At 54.1% G+C, this 19,957-nt stretch carries 20 protein-coding genes and 1 tRNA gene; 13 read left to right on the top strand and 8 right to left on the bottom strand.

Annotated features, from left to right (window positions below; translation table 11 throughout):
- Together NBE99_RS02210 and NBE99_RS02205 are read left to right on the top strand one after the other, a co-directional pair.
- Window positions 1-861, top strand: a complete 861-nt coding sequence (locus NBE99_RS02210; RefSeq protein ID WP_250682886.1) for an energy-coupling factor ABC transporter ATP-binding protein — start codon at window positions 1-3, stop codon at window positions 859-861.
- A gap of 116 nt (window positions 862-977) precedes the next feature.
- Window positions 978-1,340 (top strand): response regulator transcription factor, encoded by a 363-nt coding sequence (locus NBE99_RS02205; protein ID WP_250682885.1) that lies wholly within the window; start codon window positions 978-980, stop codon window positions 1,338-1,340.
- Between the two features lie 2 nt (window positions 1,341-1,342).
- Here the strand turns inward: NBE99_RS02205 and NBE99_RS02200 are convergent, their stop codons facing one another.
- Both NBE99_RS02200 and NBE99_RS02195 read right to left on the bottom strand, forming a co-directional pair.
- Window positions 1,343-2,605 (bottom strand): phospholipid carrier-dependent glycosyltransferase, encoded by a 1,263-nt coding sequence (locus NBE99_RS02200; protein WP_250682884.1) that lies wholly within the window; start codon window positions 2,603-2,605, stop codon window positions 1,343-1,345.
- Between the two features lies 1 nt (window position 2,606).
- Window positions 2,607-3,734, bottom strand: a complete 1,128-nt coding sequence (locus NBE99_RS02195) for an HhoA/HhoB/HtrA family serine endopeptidase (RefSeq protein WP_250682883.1) — start codon at window positions 3,732-3,734, stop codon at window positions 2,607-2,609.
- Window positions 3,735-3,889: 155 nt separating this feature from the next.
- Between NBE99_RS02195 and NBE99_RS02190 the strand changes: the two genes are divergently transcribed.
- Entirely contained in the window at window positions 3,890-4,750 is an 861-nt protein-coding gene (locus tag NBE99_RS02190; RefSeq protein ID WP_315897301.1) for a prephenate/arogenate dehydrogenase, read from the top strand.
- Here NBE99_RS02190 and NBE99_RS02185 read toward each other — a convergent pair.
- From NBE99_RS02185 to NBE99_RS02170, 4 genes are all read right to left on the bottom strand, one after another.
- The gene (locus NBE99_RS02185) at window positions 4,727-5,218 is read right to left on the bottom strand and encodes a phosphate-starvation-inducible PsiE family protein (protein WP_250682881.1); all 492 of its coding nucleotides are present in this window, start codon (window positions 5,216-5,218) and stop codon (window positions 4,727-4,729) included. The two genes, NBE99_RS02190 and NBE99_RS02185, sit on opposite strands and share 24 nt — an antisense overlap.
- A gap of 2 nt (window positions 5,219-5,220) precedes the next feature.
- Window positions 5,221-5,976, bottom strand: a complete 756-nt coding sequence (locus NBE99_RS02180) for an MBL fold metallo-hydrolase (RefSeq protein ID WP_250682880.1) — start codon at window positions 5,974-5,976, stop codon at window positions 5,221-5,223.
- A gap of 10 nt (window positions 5,977-5,986) precedes the next feature.
- Window positions 5,987-7,483, bottom strand: a complete 1,497-nt coding sequence (locus NBE99_RS02175) for a protein kinase domain-containing protein (protein WP_399370777.1) — start codon at window positions 7,481-7,483, stop codon at window positions 5,987-5,989.
- A 108-nt stretch (window positions 7,484-7,591) separates the two neighbouring features.
- Window positions 7,592-7,664 (bottom strand) — tRNA-Thr (locus NBE99_RS02170).
- A gap of 242 nt (window positions 7,665-7,906) precedes the next feature.
- On the opposite strand from NBE99_RS02170, the gene NBE99_RS02165 reads away from it, so the two are divergent.
- The 5 genes from NBE99_RS02165 to dnaX all read left to right on the top strand — a co-directional run bounded on the left by NBE99_RS02165 (window position 7,907) and on the right by dnaX (window position 14,022).
- Window positions 7,907-9,151, top strand: coding sequence for a protein kinase domain-containing protein (locus NBE99_RS02165; protein ID WP_250682878.1), 1,245 nt, complete (start codon window positions 7,907-7,909; stop codon window positions 9,149-9,151).
- A gap of 17 nt (window positions 9,152-9,168) precedes the next feature.
- Window positions 9,169-9,840: a DUF1614 domain-containing protein gene (locus NBE99_RS02160; RefSeq protein ID WP_250682877.1), complete on the top strand. Its 672-nt coding sequence runs from the start codon at window positions 9,169-9,171 to the stop codon at window positions 9,838-9,840.
- A gap of 69 nt (window positions 9,841-9,909) precedes the next feature.
- On the top strand, window positions 9,910-10,362 hold the full coding sequence (ndhN, locus tag NBE99_RS02155) for a photosynthetic/respiratory NAD(P)H-quinone oxidoreductase subunit N (RefSeq protein WP_250682876.1): 453 nt from the start codon (window positions 9,910-9,912) through the stop codon (window positions 10,360-10,362).
- 129 nt (window positions 10,363-10,491) lie between these two features.
- Complete coding sequence (locus NBE99_RS02150; protein ID WP_250682875.1) at window positions 10,492-10,752, top strand: TM2 domain-containing protein; 261 nt, start codon at window positions 10,492-10,494, stop codon at window positions 10,750-10,752.
- Between the two features lie 177 nt (window positions 10,753-10,929).
- A complete protein-coding gene (gene dnaX / locus NBE99_RS02140) occupies window positions 10,930-14,022 on the top strand; it encodes a DNA polymerase III subunit gamma/tau (RefSeq protein WP_315897279.1) in 3,093 nt (1,030 codons plus the stop codon).
- A gap of 44 nt (window positions 14,023-14,066) precedes the next feature.
- On the opposite strand, the gene NBE99_RS02135 is transcribed toward dnaX, so the two are convergent.
- Window positions 14,067-14,411 (bottom strand): DUF309 domain-containing protein, encoded by a 345-nt coding sequence (locus tag NBE99_RS02135; protein ID WP_250682874.1) that lies wholly within the window; start codon window positions 14,409-14,411, stop codon window positions 14,067-14,069.
- Window positions 14,412-14,485: 74 nt separating this feature from the next.
- Here NBE99_RS02135 and psb29 point away from each other — a divergent pair, with 74 nt between their 5' ends.
- The 4 genes from psb29 to ruvC are packed head-to-tail and all read left to right on the top strand — an operon-like array spanning window position 14,486 to window position 17,571.
- A complete protein-coding gene (gene psb29 / locus NBE99_RS02130; protein WP_250682873.1) occupies window positions 14,486-15,154 on the top strand; it encodes a photosystem II biogenesis protein Psp29 in 669 nt (222 codons plus the stop codon).
- Window positions 15,141-15,887: an HAD family hydrolase gene (locus NBE99_RS02125; RefSeq protein ID WP_250682872.1), complete on the top strand. Its 747-nt coding sequence runs from the start codon at window positions 15,141-15,143 to the stop codon at window positions 15,885-15,887. The genes psb29 and NBE99_RS02125 overlap by 14 nt, the downstream gene beginning before the upstream one ends.
- Complete coding sequence (locus NBE99_RS02120) at window positions 15,884-17,086, top strand: NAD(P)/FAD-dependent oxidoreductase (RefSeq protein ID WP_250682871.1); 1,203 nt, start codon at window positions 15,884-15,886, stop codon at window positions 17,084-17,086. Before NBE99_RS02125 ends, NBE99_RS02120 begins: the two co-directional genes overlap by 4 nt.
- Before the next feature lie 5 nt (window positions 17,087-17,091).
- Complete coding sequence (gene ruvC / locus NBE99_RS02115) at window positions 17,092-17,571, top strand: crossover junction endodeoxyribonuclease RuvC (protein ID WP_250682870.1); 480 nt, start codon at window positions 17,092-17,094, stop codon at window positions 17,569-17,571.
- On the opposite strand, the gene NBE99_RS02110 is transcribed toward ruvC, so the two are convergent.
- Window positions 17,521-17,790 carry a hypothetical protein gene (locus NBE99_RS02110; protein WP_250682869.1) on the bottom strand — a complete coding sequence of 90 codons (270 nt, stop codon included), beginning with the start codon at window positions 17,788-17,790 and terminating at the stop codon, window positions 17,521-17,523. The two genes, ruvC and NBE99_RS02110, sit on opposite strands and share 51 nt — an antisense overlap.
- Window positions 17,791-17,902: 112 nt before the next feature.
- On the opposite strand from NBE99_RS02110, the gene NBE99_RS02105 reads away from it, so the two are divergent.
- Window positions 17,903-19,948, top strand: a complete 2,046-nt coding sequence (locus tag NBE99_RS02105; RefSeq protein WP_250682868.1) for an NAD(P)/FAD-dependent oxidoreductase — start codon at window positions 17,903-17,905, stop codon at window positions 19,946-19,948.
- Window positions 19,949-19,957 lie beyond the last annotated feature (9 nt).

Here is a 19,957-nt window from a genome sequence, read left to right as displayed (position 1 = left end):
ATGTCTGTCCCCCTCCTCGAATTTCGTCAGGTTGGCTTTCGCTATCCCAATACAACCACCCCCGTGCTTCAGGACTGCTCGTTTACCCTCGAGGCGGGACAGAAAGTTGTTCTTCTGGGACTGAATGGCTCAGGCAAATCAACGCTCTTTTATTTGGCGGCGGCCCTCTATCGGCGCGATCGCGGTGAAATTTATTGGCAAGGGCAACGGCTCCTCTATCAACCAGAACGACTGCGGCAGTGGCGGCAACGGATTGGCTTGGCTTTTCAAGACCCCGAACAGCAATTGGTGGCAGCCACCGTGGCGGAAGACATTTCCTATGGGCTGTGCAACTTAGACCTACCCACCGCCGAAATTGAAGCACGCTTGTACCAAACCCTACAGGACTTTGATTTAGTTGATCTTGCCGATCGCCCCCTGCATCATCTCAGTTTGGGGCAAAAACGGCGAGTGGCACTGGCGGGAGTAATGGCCTTAGGGCCGACCCTATTACTGCTCGATGAACCCACCACCTATCTGGACTCTCAGCAGCGGCAGCAACTGGAGCAAGCCCTAGAGAACATTCACCAGCAGGGAACCACGATTATGATTGCCACCCATGATCTTGATTTTGCCTATGGCTGGGCAGACTGGATCATGGTGCTCGTCAATGGTCAGGTCACCGTGAGCGATCGCGCTTCCCACGTCTTTGGGCAGTGGCCGACCCTTGCCCCGGAATTGGGAACCCCTATTCTACTGCACCTGTGGCAACAATTTCCGCCCTTTTGGCGTCGCCAGCGACCCTTGCCCCGTACCGCCCTAGCCTTGAGTCAAGAATTGGCCGCCCTCTTTCAGGAATTCCAGCGCAGCGATCGCGCCTAAAGACCAAGGTGCCAATGTTCAGGACTCAGGTGAAAATGATAAGCTAGGCGATGGATAGGATATCCAACTGTTCACTAATTACCAGCGTATTATTTGCGGCATCAGGCAGAACCTCTATGGCCACAATTATGGTTGTTGATGACAGCCCCACCCTGCGGGCAATGATTGTTGAACTGATGAAAGAGCAACGTTACGACGTTGTTGAGGCCGAGGATGGTGTCGAAGCCCAAGAAAAGATCAAGGCTCAATGCCCTGATTTGGTGATTCTCGATGTGGTGATGCCGCGCATGAATGGCTATGAACTGTGCCGCTGGATTAAGGGGGAAGCGGCCTCCCAAAATGTGCCCGTGATCATGTGCACCACCAAAAGTGAAGAGTTTGATATTCACTGGGGTAAAAAGCAGGGGGTAGATGCCTACATCACCAAACCCTTTGATCCCGCAGAACTCATTGCCACCGTCAAACGGCTCTTGGGATAGCTCTAAATCCAAGAGGGCAACCACATCCGCCTAAAAAAGCCTTGGGGCGTCAGGGGTAATCCTAAATACAGGGGGAGCCAGTAAAGAAAACCCCCAACAACCACCCCTAAGACGGCAATCCGTGCCCAGCGTGCCCACGCTCCCCAATCGTGGCTGGCTTCCCAGACCAAGGCCAAGGCCATAAAGCTATAGAGGGCAGCGGGGAGGTAGTGATAGATAAAAACACAACGACTCACTAGTACCCAAGGCAGGAGATTGGCAGCATAGTTTAAGAGCACAAAACGGCCTGCGGTTGTGGTCAATCTAAGGGGTACAAGAGCCAATGTGGCCAAGGTGCCAAGCCACAGGAGGGGGGGATTAAAGAGGGCATAAACAGCATAAACCCACTGCGTATCTGCCATTGGCAGGGGCGGGCCAATCACGGGAACTGGTTCACCAAGGGTTTGTACTCGCTGAAAAAAGTAGCTCATGGGGCGCAGCAACAGCGGCCAAGACCACCAGGGTGAACAGTAGGGATGGGCAGTACTGGCAACACTGCGGTGAAAGTTAAACATTTGGCGATGGAGGTCAAGTAGGCTCTGGTGGGGATGAAACTGGAGATGGGGTAGCCAGAGCAGGGTATAAACCACAAAAACAACAAGGGGCAACAGTAGGCACATCTGCCACCACTGGTACGTGGTCTTCCACTCAGCAGATAGGGGTAACCCCTGCTGGAGAACCCAGAACAGACCTACGCCCAACAGGAATCCCAAGCCACTCCACTTCACCGCCACACAGGCACCAAAGGCAGCTCCTGCGGCCATCAGCCAGAGCGATCGCGCCCTGCCTTGGTAGCGCAACCCCCAGAGCCAGAGAATCTGTGCCACCACCCCAAAAAGCACAAGGGAGATATTGATGAGAGCATAGCGGGACTCCACCAAAAAGAGGCCATCGAGGGCAACAAAGAGTCCCGACAACAACGCCACGCGCGATCGCCGCGTCAGGAGGTAGGCCAACACCGCCACCGCCACGGGAATCAGCGATCCCATCAGGGCATTCAACCAGCGATAGCCCCAAGGGTGAAAACCACCCCCCAGCCAAATGCTCAGGGCAATCAGGTATTTTCCCAAGGGGGGATGGGCATCAAAGAAGGGGACACCGGCGAGATAGTTGCGGCCAAAGCGGGCAAAATAGACCTCATCAAATACCAGCGTGGGAAAGCGGGTCAGCCCCCAAAAGCGGGTGGCAAGGGCAAAGAGCCACAGCAGCAGTAGCCCCAAGGGCATCCTAAGCCGCTCCCTGCAACTCCGCTGTGCGCACCGCAATCCGTTGGCTGCGATCGCCCCGTTGAATCGTTAGGTTGAGAACTTGCCCCACAGCGGCACTATCAACAATGCCCTGCAACTGATCCGCACTGGTAATCGGTTCCCCATCCACGGATGTAATCACATCCCCCCAGCGCAGACCGGCTTTTGCCGCAGGCGTATTGGGCAACACTTGCAGGACGAGGACGCCACTGACCTCTGGCAGAATCACTGGTGAGTTGGGGTTAGCATTGTTTTCCTTGGCCATTGCCGGTGTGAAGGTGGTCATTTGAATGCCAATGTAGGCGTGTTGAATTTTTTCACCGCGAATCAAGCGGGCTTGCAGGGCTTTGGCCTTATTGATTGGAATGGCGAAGCCAATCCCCATGGCATCGGCACGAATGGCAGTGTTAATGCCAATCACTTCCCCCTCTTCATTGAGCAGCGGTCCTCCAGAATTGCCGGGGTTAATCGCAGCATCCGTTTGAATAAAATCAAGGCGCTTATCGGGGATGCCCACTTGGGCGCTGGAGCGGTGCAGCGTACTGACAATCCCCAATGTTACTGTGTTATCAAGGCCAAGGGGATTCCCAACGGCGATCGCCCAGTCCCCCACTTTCACGTCACTGGAATCACCGAGGGGCGCAGTGGGCAATGGTTCGGTGACCCCTTTGAGTTTGACAATCGCTAGATCGGATACCTCATCCACGCCGCGCACTTCTCCCTCGAAGACTCGGCCATCCTTGAGGCGCACCGTCACGGTATCCGCTTGACTCACCACATGGGCATTGGTCATGACAATGCCGCTGGGATCAATGATGAACCCCGACCCCTGACCCCGTAGCCGATCCTCTTGGGGGGGCAAGGCTAGACCGGGGAAAAATTGGCGAAAGAAGGGATCGCTCAAAAGGGGATCCGGTGTGCGTACAATCGTGCGTTCGGTATCAATACGAACGACCGCATCGCCAACTCGTTCCACGGCGGCTGCGACAAAACTATGGTGAGCTGCTGCTGCCCACACTGGTGTACCGCTACTGAGGCACCCGACAAGGGCAAGGCCAAGGCAGAATTTGAGGGTCTGCTGAAGTAAATGGGCAAGGCGTTTCATCATGGATGGCCTAAAGTGCAACAGATTCATTTTTGATTGTATCCAAGGCATCCCCTCTAGCTGTAAATCCAAAACGCAAATCTGCATGGGCAGGGACTGTCCCTCAAAACAAGAATCAATGTCACAATTGGAAAGGAGTTCAAGTTAGAGGCAGCATGCTGCGCATTGGCATCGTGGGGTTGGGACTGATTGGCGGTTCCCTTGGGATTGATTTGCGGGCAAAGGGGCACTATGTGGTTGGGCTGAGCCGGCGGGCTGAAACCTGTGAGCGGGCGATCGCCAAGGGTGCCATTGACTGGGGCAGTACCGAGCCAGAAATTTTGCGTGCCCTTGATCTGGTGTTTCTCTGTCCTCCCATTGGCAGCATCCTCAGTGTGGCACTCGACATTACCCCCTATCTCAGTCCAGAAACAGTGCTGACAGACGTGGCATCCGTCAAGGGAGAAATTGTCCCTGCCCTTGAAAAACTCTGGTCTCGCTATGTCGGTGGTCACCCGATGGCCGGTACCGCAGAATCTGGCATTGAAGCGGCGCAAGCCCATCTCTTTGAGAATGCCCCCTATGTTCTCACTCCAACCCTCTACACTGACAGTGCGGCCATTGACTGTGTGGCTGGTGTGGTCAATGATCTCGGCGCAAAGCTACTCTATGCCACCCCCTCGGATCACGATCGCGCCGTTGCTTGGATTTCCCACCTGCCTGTCCTAGTGAGTGCAGCACTAATTCTTGCGAATGCCCAAGAAGCCAATGAGCCGATTCGGAAGCTTGCACAGCGGTTGGCTAGCTCCGGTTTTCGGGACACGAGCCGGGTGGGGGGTGGCAATCCAGAGTTGGGACGGATGATGGCGGAATATAACCGCGCGGCGTTGCGCCACTGCCTGGTCCACTACCGTGCCACCCTTGATGATCTGATTCGCCAAGTGGAACAGGAGGACTGGGAGCGGCTGCAAACAACGCTGGAACAGGCGCAAGCCTACCGCGAGCAGGTCTATCCCTCAGGGACGCCGCCGGTAGTTTAGACGACGCACAATCCAGTAACTGGCAGACAAGGCCAAGATGGCGATCGCCAGCCCCAAGAGCTTCGCCACCGTTTCCGGTTGACCAATATCCAGAATGATAATTTTGCGGGCAATGGCAATCAGAGACGTAACAATCACCAGCTCAACGATTTGCGACGAGACGTGGGTTTTCAGGTAGGCGGTGATATTTTCGAGAATCTCCAGAGCCACAAGCACGTTGAGAAAGAGGCCAAAGATTTTCACCAGTTCAAGGCTAAACTGCCCTAAAGGGGGTGAGAATAGCTCTATGGTTAAAATCCGCCCCAAATCAATAATGGCGACGATGACCACCAGCAGCATCCCGATCGCCAGCACCCGAGTTGCAATCCCCTCAATCTGACTGAGGAACTGCAAAAACCGCTGATTGTCCTGAAGTAGAAGGATCGTTTCTTGCCAAAAGAGAAACAAAGGCCGTAGCCAGCGTCGCATCCCTAGACCTCAGCTAGAAGAACAAGGGGAGTGTAGGCCACTGGTTCCACCAAACGAGTGTTCAGACCCAGCCGCTGAAACGACACTTGCAGTTCCTCAAAGGTGCCTTTGACCGAGAGCAGTCGCGGTAGCCATCCCTGAAGGTGGAGGGTACCATTGCCAGCGGTGGTGATCATCACCTTGGGGTGCAGCCATTGCCCCAATTCCAACGCTGCTTTGCCCCCCTTCAGAATTGCACCCACCAGAGGCAAACAGACATCGAGTAGGGGGGTAATCACGACATCCACCGTGCCGTGGCTGCGCAGCCACGGATCATGGCAGCCATGGGGTTCATAGTAGAGACTTTGCGTTCCCCAACGCAGAAGATAACCGTTTTCCTGTTGACTAGGACCGATACTGGCGCCCTTGGTGGCTTGGATGGTGAGATCGCGGTAGGTGTGGGTTTGGTGGGGAGTCAGGGAAATCACCGTTTCAAAGCCAAGGCTCTGGGCAACTTTGGCGGCACTGGGGGAGGCAATGACCGGTAGGGTGCGATCGCAGGTGCGTAGACTGGGTTCATGACAGTGATCCGGTAGCCCTTGGGAGAGCAAAATGACATCCACATCGGTTGGCATAGCACAGGGGCGCGATCGCTCTGCCTGAAATAGCCAAGGGGTATTGCCAAAGGTCAGCGAGCCAACCAACCACGGATCGACCAAAATCCTAGTATGACCCAACTCCCACAGCCATGTATTGCTCTCCAACCACGTCAACTGCATTGCCCCGCTCCTACAGTAACCGCGCCAAGATGTTGTAAATCAGCAAAAAGAGATTACCCACGACGACGCAACCCAACCCCACTAAACCACAAATGAGTAGCGCTGTCACACCCCCTAGGCCTGCTTGCAAGAGGGGGACAAAAAAGAGAACTGCCCCTGAAATGACCGCAATGATCAACTGCTCCCAGTGTTCGATCCAGCGTTTGTACTGCAAAAACACCAAAAAGGCAAATAGAGCGCCAATCAGCCCCGCACTCACACCCACGGGCAACTGCCAAGCCGTCATCAAACTAAAAATCATCAGCCCCAAGGCGGTCATTTCAAAGCCCGTAAAGCCGGCACCAATGAGAATTTTTAATGCGGGCAAGGGTGGGGGCGGTTGCCGCGGCGGTCTGACCCTAGGTCGGGGCGTAGTTGTCGGAGGCGTGACTGGCACCGGTGAAGGCGACGCTGGTATTGCTTGCGACACAACGGGAGGAGAGACGGGGGGGGGTGTTACCGGTTGTGGCGGTGGGGGCGGTGCTGGGGCGGGGGTAGAAGAAGTATTTAAGTCCGCTAAGACCTCTGCTGCCGATTGGTAGCGATCGCTAGGAGCGGGTTGTAGCATGCGATCCAGAATGGCTTGCAATTTTGGACTGACTTGGGCATAAGAATGCCAATGCCAGCGGTTGTTATAGGCATCAAATAGCTCACTGGGATCTTTGCCGGTCAGCAATATGATACAGGTCACTGCCAAAGCATAGAGATCAGAACTGGGATAGACCCGTTCCCCCCGTGCTTGTTCCGGTGGCGCATAGTATTGGGTATAAATACCTGTAAAGTGTCCTTGCTGTCCCCCTGCTTGGGAAATTTGCTTCACAGCCCCAAAATCCAGCAGGTAGAGCCGCCCTTGGCCGGGAAACTTTGTCTTGCTGGGGTGCTGGCGCATAATATTCGAGAGCTTAATATCACGGTGGATCGAGCTGTGGTCATGGACGTACTGCAACACGGGTAGGAGTTCCCGCAGCACCTGCCGCACCTCTTCCTCACTAAAGCATCCCTTTTGAGCCAGTTCATCCTCGAGGGTTTCGCCGTCAATATATTCCTGCACCAAGTAGAAATACTGCTCGACTCCTTGTCCATTGGCACTGGGAACTTCTTCAGCAAAAAATGCCAGTAAATCCGGAATTTGAGCATGCTGCCCCAGTTGATCAAGGACTTGTCCTTCTCGCTCAAAGAGTTCCTGAGCCTTTTGCCGACTCTGGGGATCGGACACATTAGGGCGAAATTGCTTGATCACGCACTCCCGCCGACCGGGGGTATCCAAATCCCGTGCTAGATAGGCCGCCCCAAACCCCCCCTGCCCCAAAACCCGCTCTGCCACATACCGTCCCCGCAGAATCAGAGGCATTCCGCAGGCTGTACAAAATCGTTCAGCCACACGACTGTATCGTTTGTTGGGGTTGTCTAGCTCTGGAACATCGTTCTGGGGGTGACTACAGTAGGGACGGGTGCAATAGACGAGCATGGCAGGGGTGGCAAGATCGCTTCCTTGATCATGATAGACCTGTCGTTGCGAGCAAGGCTTAGCCCAAGGGACAATCCTTTTGTGCTGAAATGAATGGAAGTTGATCAAAGCTGATGGTCGGACTCGAACCGACGACCTACTGATTACAAGTCAGTTGCTCTACCAACTGAGCTACACCAGCACTATTCCTAGTGTACTACGCTTTGACAGCAGCAGGGAACCCTAGACTATAGCCCTCTTAGGACGGGGCTTGTATCCCAATTTTTTTGGTCAATCTAGATAGAACAAGGCGGCATGCCCAGTTAGAACAGTGACAGCGGAGTCTTGAGCTGTTGATGATTCATTGCAAACCACCGCAGACATCGGCAAAGCGTAGGAAAATAGGCTAAATTCTGATTAGTTTGCTGTGGCAGTTGCACACCTGTGATTATCCTGCACCTGTTGAATCCTTGGAAACGCACTCCGGTCAAAACATGGCGTTTTCCGATTAAAACAACCATTCGCATTGGTCGTGCTGCAGATAACGATGTCATTCTCAACGATATTCTCATTAGCCGCTATCACGCGGAACTATCTTGTTATCGGGATCCAGAAAATCTCGGTCGGTGGTATCTCAAAAGTTTGGGGGCGATCGGGACATTTGTCGATGGTCGCCTTGTGGATGAAAGTAGGCTCGCTAATGGCAGCTTGATTCAACTGGGGCCTACAGGTCCGATTCTCGAATTCCATGAGCAAACCTTTCGCCGCAGTGCGCCAACTCTCAGTGAGTGTACCCATGCAGGCAACATGCCAGGCAACCTGTTTTGCATTCACTGCGGTCAACCCCTGAATGTGCAGCGCACCGTACGCAACTATCACATCCTGCGCCTTTTAGGGCATGGCGGAATTGGCACCACCTACTTGGCCTGTGAAGCGCAACCCCTTGGGGGATGGACTGGCAAGATACCGGAGGTGCGGGTGCTCAAGGAACTGCAGTCTGATATGGAGGACAATGAGAAAGCCCAGGAGCTATTTGAACGGGAAGCACGAATTTTGCAACTCCTAGATCATGCCGGCATTCCCCGCTTCTATGATTTTTTTGTCGAGGACGGCAAGAGCTATTTGGTCATGGAACTTATTCATGGCATTGACCTAGAACGCTGGGTACTGCGCAATGGTACGGTGCCGATTCCCCAAGCAGTGCAATGGATGATTCAAACCTGCGGCATCTTGGACTATCTGCACAATCAGGAGCCACCGGTGATTCATCGGGATCTCAAACCCAGTAACCTACTGGTGCGATCGCGGGATAACCAAATTGTTTTGATTGACTTTGGGGCGGTCAAAGAACTGGGACATTCCCCCGATAGCACCCGCATTGCCGTGGAGGGCTACAGCGCCCCCGAACAGATGATGGGTCAACCGACCATTCAGTCAGATCTGTTTGCGGTGGGGGCAACGTTGGCTTTTTTACTGTTGGGGGATAGTCCAATTCGTTTCTATCACCACCGTGAGGGCTTTCATCGCCTCGATGTATCCGATCGCCCAGAAATCCCCGATCCTTTGAAAGACGTGATACACCGTGCCACAGCTCCCCTGTTGCCCGATCGCTACCCTTCCGCGATCGCCTTGGCTAAAGCCCTCAAGGAAGCCCTTGCGGCACTGCCCCAAGAATCCTCGCAAGTTTAACGTGATCGTCAATTCCTATGATTTATCTGCCGGTTACTGCCCTGCTTTTTGTGCTGCTGCTGCTGTTGCTGCCCTTTCTTTGGCTAGCGATCGCCCTCGATGCCTTGCAAGCGGCGGTTGCCAAGTTGGGTTTTTCACCCACTGCCGCTTCTGTCTTACTACTGCTGGTGATTCTCGGCAGTACAATCAATATCCCCCTCTATGAACGAGTTTCAACAGTGGCGATTGTCCCTGATTTTGAAGAACTCTGGCTCAGTCGGTTTTGGGGAATTCCCCTGCGCAAAATTCAGCAAAAAACCATTGTGGCGTTGAATGTGGGGGGCGGCTTGATCCCGACGGTGCTGGCGCTCTATCAATTTACCCGCGTCAGTCCCTTGGCAATTCTCTTGGTGACGGCGATTGTGGCCGTTGTCAGTTACTACTCTGCTCAGGTGGTACCGGGGATTGGTATTCAAATGAATGCCTTGGTCGCGCCCCTGACAGCAGCAATGACAGCCATTTTGATTTCCGGGGGCGTGGCGGCGGCACCCATTGCCTTTGCTGGAGGTGTGCTGGGAACCCTGATTGGCGCAGATTTACTCCATCTACGGGAAATTGAGCGGATGTCGGCGGGAGTGCTGAGTATTGGTGGTGCGGGTGTCTTTGATGGTATTGCCTTATGTGGGTTATTTGCACTGCTATTAACTTAGGCATACCCGCAGTAGGAATGACCATGGTAAAGTGCTGAATGGAATGCTAAAACCTGTGAGAAAAGATCTATGGGTCTGCTGGCTGGCTATCAATTTGTCAAAGATTTAGAATCTGCGGGGGCATTGGCACTTTTTGTTCCCCCGGAGGGCGGTTTTGAGGGTCGCTATCAACGGCGACTGCGTTCCAAGGGCTATACCACCTTGCATATGAGCGCACCGGGCTTAGGGGATTTAGCAGCCTACTTGACCCAAGAGCACGGGATTCGTCCGGCTCATACAGGCAAAGAAGACATTCGCGTTTATTTCCAGCCCCCCTTAGTGACCTACCACTTGGAAAACCTGCCCCCCAATGCCAAGGGACTGGTGCTCTGGCTGATTGATGGTAAGCGTCTCTCAAGGCAAGAATTTGCCTACTTGGCACAGTTAACCCAGACCCTACCGAAGTTCAAAGTGGTGGTGGAAGTGGGGGGCGATCGCTATGTGCGCTGGGAACCCCTTGCCGATTGGGTTGCCGCTGCTTAGAACTGGATATCTCTACGTCAATCAGCAAACTGCCTACCTGCCCCTTGACAGTCCCTGCCAAACCCTGAAGGATAGAGGCGAGGCGGGTGCGATCGCGCTGTATCAAAAATAACCATTGGGGAAGGGACGATGACCTCGAATTCCGATATTTCAGGGAAAAAAATTGCAGCCGGCATTTGTGGTATTCTCTTGGGTGCCCTCGGCATCCACAAATTTGTTCTCGGCTACAATACGGAAGGCTTGATCATGCTACTGGTCAGCCTTTTGACCTGCGGTTTGGTCGCCCCTGTCATGGGCATTATTGGCTTGATCGAAGGAATTATCTACCTCACCAAGAGCGATCAGGAGTTTTACAATACCTACATCGCTGCCAAAAAAGGCTGGTTCTAGAGCCTAGTAGCGATTCCATCAGGGGACAGGAAGGATCATCGTTGGCCTGCTAGAATAACATGCGCGGATTGAACCCTCTTAACCTGCACGCCCCTATTCTCGCGTTGGCAGGTGGTATGCGCTTTGTACAGTGAGCCAAGCACAAAATTCCTTTGGCAGATCAATTGCAGCCTAGCAGTGACCTACGAACCCCTGCATCACAAATACCGTCCCCAACGCTTTGCGGATCTAGTGGGTCAAGGGGCGATCGCCACCACCCTCACCCAAGCCCTCCTCAAGGAGCGCATTGCCCCGGCTTATCTCTTTTCTGGCCCCCGCGGCACAGGTAAGACCTCTAGTGCTCGCATCTTGGCCAAATCCTTGAACTGCCTCAGTAGCCCTAAGCCTACCCCTGATCCCTGTGGCCAGTGCGAAGTTTGTCAGCAGGTGGCCAATGGCACCAGTTTAGATGTGATTGAAATTGATGCTGCCAGCCACACGGGGGTGGACAACATTCGCGAACTAATTGAGAAGGCGCAATTTGCCCCCGTGCAGTGTCGCTACAAAGTTTATGTGATTGACGAATGCCTCACGGGTGATTCCCTCGTGCTGACCCAAAATGGACTGATGAGGATTGATGATCCAGCGATTAGGGGCAAGCAGGTGCTCAGCTATAACGAGCAAAGTGGCCGATGGGAGTTCAAGCGAATTGTCCGCTGGCTTGACCAAGGCACCCGCGATGTCTTGGAAATTCAGACGACCCATCGTAGGATCAGGTGTACTGAAAATCACCCAATTAGGACGAATCGGGGATGGATAGCCGCAAGGGACATCACAGTAGGAAGCCAAATCTTGTCCCCTGCGCCTGTGGATGCGGCACCCTTGTTGACAGTGTCAGTTCCGACCGACGACCGCGTCGCTTCATTCGAGGACACCAATTTAGGGGCAATACCTACGGGCAAAAGTCCTACAACTTGGAATCCATCCTCGAACACACTGAGCCTTTGCGGCCAATTTGCAAATGTGGCTGTGGTGAAAAACTGGCTATTCCAGACTTTCTTCAGCAAAACGGAAAAGGACTCAAAAGTATTCAAAGCTACTGGAGCAGGCATCCCTATAAAAAAGGGCATGGGCTTTGGGACATCCGCACTAAACACTTCTGCAACCAGTTCAACCCTCTTAAGCCTGATATTCTCGGATGTATTTACGGCACGCTTCTGGGGGATGGATTCATTACTTACCCTAATAAACACAGCCGCTTCCCTCGACTCGCTTGGACTCACGGGGAGCAGCAGCAGCTGTGGATGGAGTACAAGGCTTCAAAATTGGCTGACTTGCGACCCAAAATCTGCACAACCGCAAATTCTGGATACAGCGATCGCTCAATCTGTTGCCGAACTGTCTGCTATCCAGATCTTGTCACCGTTTTCGCCTGTGTTAAAGGCAAGGCTGGACAAAAGACTGTCTCGATGGCTTGGCTCTCTCAAATCACCTTGGCAGGACTGGCTTGGTGGTACTTGGACGACGGTTTGCTCAGCCTTAGCCCACAGGGCAGCCCCCAAATCCAGTTTCACACTGAAGGCTACTCCGAGGACGAGAACTACCTCATCGCTGAGTGGCTTACCAATCTGGGATACACTGCAAAAGTCCGATCCTACACAAGAGTACGTACTAACAAGCAGTACAACTACATTGCCTTGGGAGCAGACGCTGCCCGCAGCTTCTTGGCAGACATCCGACAGTTTGCCATCCCTGCAATGGAATACAAGTTTGGAGACGGTCATAGCTGTGACCCCCGCTGGGGCTGAGCCAGTTTACGACATTGAGGTGGAAGATAACCACAACTTTGTTGCCAATGGGCTATTGGTGCATAACTGCCACATGCTCAGTGTGTCAGCCTTCAATGCCCTCCTTAAAACCCTAGAGGAGCCGCCGCACCATGTCGTCTTTGTCCTTGCCACCACGGATCCACAGCGAGTCTTGCCAACGATTATTTCCCGCTGTCAGCGCTTTGATTTTCGCCGTATTCCCCTAGGGGAGATGGTTGCCCACCTTCAGCACATTGCCGACAAGGAGCAAATTGACATTGAGCCTGAGGCCTTGACACTGGTGGCGCAATTGTCCCAAGGAGGACTGCGGGATGCCGAAAGCCTCTTGGATCAGTTGAGTTTATATCCTGAACGCATCACGGTAGAACACGTATGGCAACTGGCAGGAGCCGTGCCAGAGCAGGATCTGCGGCAATTATTGGGGGCGATCGCCCGTCGCGATGTGGTGGCCGTTCTTGAGCACACCCGCCAATTACTGGAACGGGGTCGCGATCCACTGACGATTCTGCAAAATCTAGCCAGTCTTTATCGCGATTTGCTCTTGGCAAAAACCGTTCCTGAACGACAGGACTTGGTTGCCCTGACCGCGGAAACGTGGCAGGCACTGATTGCCCTTGCTGAGGCTTGGTCAGTTGAGGAGATTCTGCACGCCCAACAACATCTGCGCACTTGCGAAGGCCAAATCAAACAGAGCAATCAACCCCGTCTCTGGCTGGAAATTAGCATTTTGGGGCTGATACCGCAGACCGTTCTGCAAGCCCCTGCAACGCCAGTAACGCCCACCAGGCGTCCACAACTTACAATCGCCGCACCCCCTCGGACTGAACCTAAAGCCGTTGCTGCGCCCGTCAAGCCCTCAGAACCACCTCCCAAGGACTCTGAATCGCCAGTTAAACCCGCTCCAATTAAAAACACTGTTTCGCCAACGCTTCAACCAGAGCCATCCTCTGAGTCGCCAGCCGATCATCGCGAGGAGGTGTGGCAACAGGCACTACAGGCCTTGCAGCAGATACAAATGAGTACCTATGCACTGCTGTCCCAACACGGTCACCTGCGACAAATTAGCGATCGCGAGGTGCACATCGGTATTGTTAACCAAACCCTGCTCAACTTGACAAAAAATAACCAAGCCAAAATTGAAGCTGCCTTTTCCCAAGTGCTCGGCCGACGCGTCAAAGTCATCTTTGAGATTGCGCCCTTGCCCTCAAAAACCTCTCCTGCCCCAAAGGCGAAGGAACCGTCTCCATCCGCTGTTGTGATTCCCTTGCGGCCACGGGAAGCGCCACCGCCGCCACAGCCCCCCCCTGCCCCCCCCTCATCCCTGCTGACCACTACTGCTGATCCAGTGCGTGAGTCCGCAGAAAAACTCGCGCGGTTCTTTAACGGTGTCCTGATTCGTTTACCAGATGGGGAAGACAGTCCTGACGTGCCGCTGCCTGAGGAGGATGATCTGGAGTTTTGAGTACCGCCGCGCCACGGCAGGGGTTTAGGCTTGATCTATGGGATCTATGGTTTGAGAATCTGCAATGGGATTTTCGGCGGCGATTCAAGAGGGGTCTGAAGCTGCGCCTGTAACTCAGCAACTGCCGTCAAGAAGGCTGCTAAGTCTAAACCGTAAAAGTCAGGATCAGACTGTTCAAGACGCCGCCGTCCTTCTCCCAAAAGCAACATCGCCCCTCGCTGGTTACCCCGACTGAGGTGATAGCAAGCCACGGCAATTTGCAGGAGTCCTTGGTAGAACGTGCGCTCAGGTTCACTGGCCTCCATCCAGAGGGCTTCGAGGGTGTCATGGCAAGCATAGAATTCACCACTGTTGAATTGGCCAATGGCTAAGGCAAGCTCAGGCGGCATGTTTGATTGGGGGAGCACAATGGGGGATAATAGTAAAGAATCATGACATTTTTTAACGAATATCGGCAGAGCTTGTGCAAAATCCTCGAACTGTCTCTGATACCAAACGCGCTTTTTATGCGGCCCACACGCGACCGATTCACTCGATCTACCGCCGCTTTATTGAAGAACTCCTTGTTGAAGTTCACCTACTGCGCGTTAATGTAGATTTTCGCTACTCTCCCCTGTTTGCCCTTGGGGTCGTTACCGCCTTTAACCAATTTATGGACGGTTATCAGCTAGAGAGCGATCGCGCCAGTATTTTCCATGCCTTCTGTGTGGCTGAGGAAATGAACCCGCAACAGCTGAAGGACGATGCTGCCAGTTGGCAACAATATCAAGGCCGTCCTCTCAGTCAAATCCTTGACGAACTCAACAGCGACCACCCCAGCGCCCCCCTCAACAGCCTCAACCATGAGGGCAAATATAGCCGCCTCCATGCCGTAGGACTGTATGCTTTGCTGGAGGAGTTGGCAGGGGATCTCACGACTAATCTCAATGACACCTTAGATCAACTGGCTCCGGTCATCAAGCTCCCCATCGAAAAAGTCAAGCGCGACCTTGAACTCTACCGCAGTAACCTCGACAAAATTAATCAAGCTCGCAGTCTCATGAAAGAACTCGTAGAGCAAGAGCGCAAGCGCCGTGCCCAGCAGGCCTCTCCCCCACCCGCTGTGGATGCCAGTTCCGATGCTCCCGCTTGATCCACCCCAACTCATTACCCTCGATGCCGTCGGCACTCTCTTTGGTTTACGGGAATCGGTGGGCACGGTTTATGGTCGCTTTGCGGCCGCGACGGGGGTTCAGGTTGATCCAGCCGCGTTGGATGTGGCCTTCTTTAAGGCCTTTAAGGCCGCTCCGCCCTGTGCTTTCCCTGAGCTTGAGGCTGCACAACGGGCAGAGGCAGAATTGCGGTGGTGGCAAGGGGTTGCGGCAGAGACATTTCGCCGTGCAGGTGTCTTGGATCAATTTGCTGATTTTGATAGGTTTTTTGCCCCTGTCTTTGCCTACTACGCCACGGCTGAACCTTGGTTCGTTTACCAAGATGTCTTGCCTGCTTTGAAGGATTGGCAAGCGCAGGATATTCCCCTGAGGGTGGTGTCGAATTTTGATAGCCGTTTGTATGGTGTCCTCGAAGCCTTGGGGTTAGCACCGTTTTTCAAGGAGGTGTGGATTTCCAGTGAGGTGGGGGCAGCGAAACCGGATCGGCTGATCTTTGAGCGGGCAGTGGCTTCCTATGCGACCTCTCAGGTCTGGCACATTGGCGACAGTTGGGAGGATGATGTCCTTGGTGCCCAAGGTGCCGGTCTGCAAGCGATTTGGTTGCGGCGCGATCGCCCCTTGCTACCAGAGCCAGTCATCCACGAGACCCTAGCCGTACCCCAACTTACTGACCTCACAGATGCCCAAGTTATACTGAGAGGGATAGCATCATGACGGAATCAGCGGTGAAAAGCCAAATTTGCATTCTCGGTGGTGGGTTCGGCGGCCTTTACACTGCCCTCCGCCTTGCCCAATTCCCTTGGTCTTCACCTCCAGAGATCACCCTTGTGGATCATAGCGATCGCTTTGTCTTTACGCCTTTACTCTATGAACTCATTACTGGAGAGCTACAGGCATGGGAAATTGCCCCGCCTTTTGTGGAGTTGCTCAAGGATACTCCAGGGGTCTTCCATCAGGGAACTGTGAGCGCTGTGGATCTCAAGGAAAAAACAGTGCACTTGAGCGAGGGCGCCTCGCTCACCTACGACAAACTGGTTCTTGCCTTGGGGGGAGAAACCCCTAAAAACAGTATTCCCGGTGTTGCAGCGTATGCCTTGACCTTCCGAACCCTGAGTGATGCCTACCGTCTTGAAGAAGCACTGCAACGGCAGGAGCGCTCCGATCGCGATCGCATCCGGGTGGTGGTGGTCGGTGCGGGGCCGAGTGGCGTGGAATTGGCCTGTAAGCTAGCAGAGCGACTGGGCAGCCGAGGTCGCATTCGTCTGGTGGATCGCAATACGGAGATTCTCAAGTCTTCCCCGGAATTTAATCGCAAGGCGGCTCTGCGTGCCCTTGAAGAGCGGGGTGTTTGGATTGATTTGGAGACCACCCCGGTTGCTGTCACTGTCGATCAGATTGCACTGCAATATAAAGACCGCGTGGATGAGCTGCCCGTTGATATTGTTCTGTGGACGGTGGGTACGGCAGTTTCGCCGGTGATTGCTGCCCTTGATTTACCGAAAACGCCCACAGGCCGCCTCCAAGTCACGCCAACATTGCAAGTGGTTGATCACCCAGAGATTTTTGCCCTTGGGGATGCTGCCGATGCAGTGGATGAACAGGGAGACCCCATTCCCCATACGGCGCAGGCGGCCTTTCAACAGGCGGATTATACCGCTTGGAATCTTTGGGCCAGTCTGAGGGATCGCCCGCTACTCCCCTGTCGCTACTCCCATCTCGGTGAAATGCTCACCCTCGGTACCGATCGCGCCGCCTTGGCAGGGTTGGGACTGACCCTCGATGGCCCTCTGGCCTACTTGGCACGGCGACTGGCCTACCTCTACCGCATGCCCACTTTTGAACATCAACTGAAGGTGGGGTTGAACTGGATGGCGAAGCCTCTGTTGGATCTTTTTACCGGCATTGCCAATTAGGGCGAGTGCGTATCCTTGGCCTAGACCCCGGCTTAGCCACCCTTGGCTATGGCTGTATTGAAGTACAGAACAACACTTGCCAAGTGGGGGATTTTGGCGTCATTACCACCCCTGCCAATCTCCCCATGGGCGATCGCCTCCAGAGTCTCTACACCGATCTGCACATGCTCATTCCTGCCCTCCAACCGGATTTAGTGGCTTTGGAGCGACTCTTTTTCTACAAAATGAGCCATACGATTGTGGTTGCTCAAGCCCGGGGCGTGATTCTTTTAGTCCTGAGTCAACTGCACTGTCAGCTAATGGAATTCACTCCTCCCCAAGTGAAGCAAGCCCTCACTGGCTATGGCAATGCCGCAAAAATAGACGTTCAACAGGCGGTGCAACGGGAACTCAATCTCAGCACGCTGCCCAAGCCCGATGACGCTGCCGATGCCCTAGCGATCGCCCTCACGGCCAGTCGTCACTGCCCCTGCTTCCACGCTTGACCAAGCCATTTCCACCGCCTCACTCAGCCATTGGCGCGTTTTTTGATCCAGCAGATCATCCTCAGCGAGCACCCATTCCTGAACCTCCGCCAGACTATAGCCTTGGGCACGGCAAATCGTAATCACGCCAGCGATCGCTGCCGCTACCAGATCGCCATTGACAGGTTGCTGGCTTAGGGCAGTCATTTCTTCGAGACTCCGAGGAATGGGATAATGCATAGGGCAACAGGGCAATTCTGAGAAATCGTAAACTCTCTTAAACTGTTTAGTACAGTGCAGTTTACGCCAAATCGTGCCGTTGTCAAGTGCCGTAGCGGACTTTTGAAACAAAATGCAAGAACTGTTATACCTTGAGGTACCCACCCCCAATACCGCAGCGGTAATTCACTGGCTGCACCACAGCTTTGAGCCGCGCATTGGCACTATTGCGCCAAAACCAACTGGGGGTTGTTGGCAGGTTCCTGAGACCGCAACAGAACTGGCCATTTTCCTATGGAGCTTGCAGCGAACCACGTACCTCAAGGTGATGCGCTGGGGAGAGCGGCCTTTCCCCCAAGAGCGTGCCTGTGTCCAACACCTTCAGCGGGAGCTGCGTTTGGCCTTTCCCCTCAAACCTGAGGTGCTTCCTCCTTGGCCTGCTGATAAGACAATTTTTGAGGCCTTGGTCGATCGCTATCCCCTAACGGTGAAATACTTCCAACGCATGCCCCAAGGAGAAGCGGATCTAGAGCGCGTCTATTGGTGGGAGCAACGCTGGCGCCAAGGGGTACAACAGCCCACCTCCCCAGTGCCTGTTTTGCACAGGGCAACGACCCTCTGTGAGGCGCCTACCTATGATTTGGTCTATGTGGGCGGTGCCTTGGGGGTGATCCATGCAGCAGTGATGGCGCGGTTAGGCTATCGCGTTCTGGTCATCGAGCGACTACCCTTTGGCCGCATGAATCGGGAGTGGAATATCTCTCGCATGGAATTTCAGAGCGTCATTGATCTGGGGTTGTTTACGGCAGCGGAATTTGAGAGCCTGATTGCCCGCGAGTACCGCGATGGCTTTAACAAGTTCTTTGATGCCACTAGCCCTGCCCATTGTCGGGCACCCGTACTGCACACTCCCACCGTTCTCAACATTGCCCTTGATTCGGCAAAATTTCTGCATCTGTGTGGTGAGAAACTGCGCCAAGCGGGCGGTGAGATTTGGGATTGGACGGAATTTGAGACAGCGACGATTCATCCCAATGGCGTGGTTCTCCAAACGCAGCACCGTCAGACCCAAGAACAACGGCAGGCGATCGCCCGTGTCCTCATTGATGCGATGGGCACTGCTTCCCCTATTGCCCGTCAGCTGAACGGCGGTCGTGCCTATGATAGTGTTTGTCCCACGGTGGGGGCGATCGTCAAGGGCATTGCCCCAGAAGTTTGGGATGGCAATTATGGGGATGTCCTCTTTAGCCACGGTGATATTTCGCGGGGACGCCAACTGATTTGGGAACTGTTTCCGGGAGCAGGGGAAGAGCGCACCATTTATCTTTTTCACTACCATCACATCCAGCGCGAGTTTCCCGGATCGCTGTTGGAACTGTATGAGGACTTTTTTACCATCTTGCCAGAGTACCGCCGCTGCGATCTCGATCAACTCACTTGGGTCAAACCCACCTTTGGTTACATCCCCGGTTACTTTAGCCACCATTCGGGCGATCGCGCGGTGGCATTTGATCGCGTTTTGGCCATTGGTGATGCCGCATCCCTCCAATCTCCTTTGGTGTTTACGGGGTTTGGGTCTTTGGTGCGCAACCTACCGCGACTCACGGATTTGCTAGATACGGCATTGCGTCACGACCTTGTGCAAAAACAATTCCTCAACCAAATTCGCGCTTATCAGAGCAATACAGCCGTGACATGGCTCTTTTCGCGGGGAATGATGGTGCCCAGCGATCGCCCCCTCCCCCCCGAGCGGGTCAATGCCATGTTAAACACCTTTTTTGGCATCCTCGGACAGGAATCCCCCGAATTGGCCGATCGCTTTATCAAAGACCGCGCTGGCTGGTTGCCCTTTAACCGTATGGCACTGCGAGCCGCTTGGCAAAACCCCGGCCTTCTCTGGTGGATCTACGAAATGGTCGGGCTTGGGGATCTGCTACGCTGGCTGCAAAGCTACCTGAGTTTTAGCTTGGATGCCCTGTACCATGCCCTCTTTGGCTTTTGGCTACCCGCTTTAGTACGCCGTTGTCAACCATGGCTAGAACCCTTAGCACCGCAACTTTGGTTTTGGCTCTTGGTGCAAAGCTATGCCCTAAGTTACTCCGTGGGACAACCCCGCCTTGAGCGTCCTTTGGCACCGCTGCCAACCCCTAGAGTTGATCAAGCCGTTTCCCCTCGCTAACCTTGGGAA

The organism is Thermosynechococcus sp. HN-54 (assembly GCF_023650955.1).
Classification (GTDB): Bacteria; Cyanobacteriota; Cyanobacteriia; order Thermosynechococcales; family Thermosynechococcaceae; genus Thermosynechococcus.
This window is presented reverse-complemented; position numbering and strand designations above follow the sequence as displayed.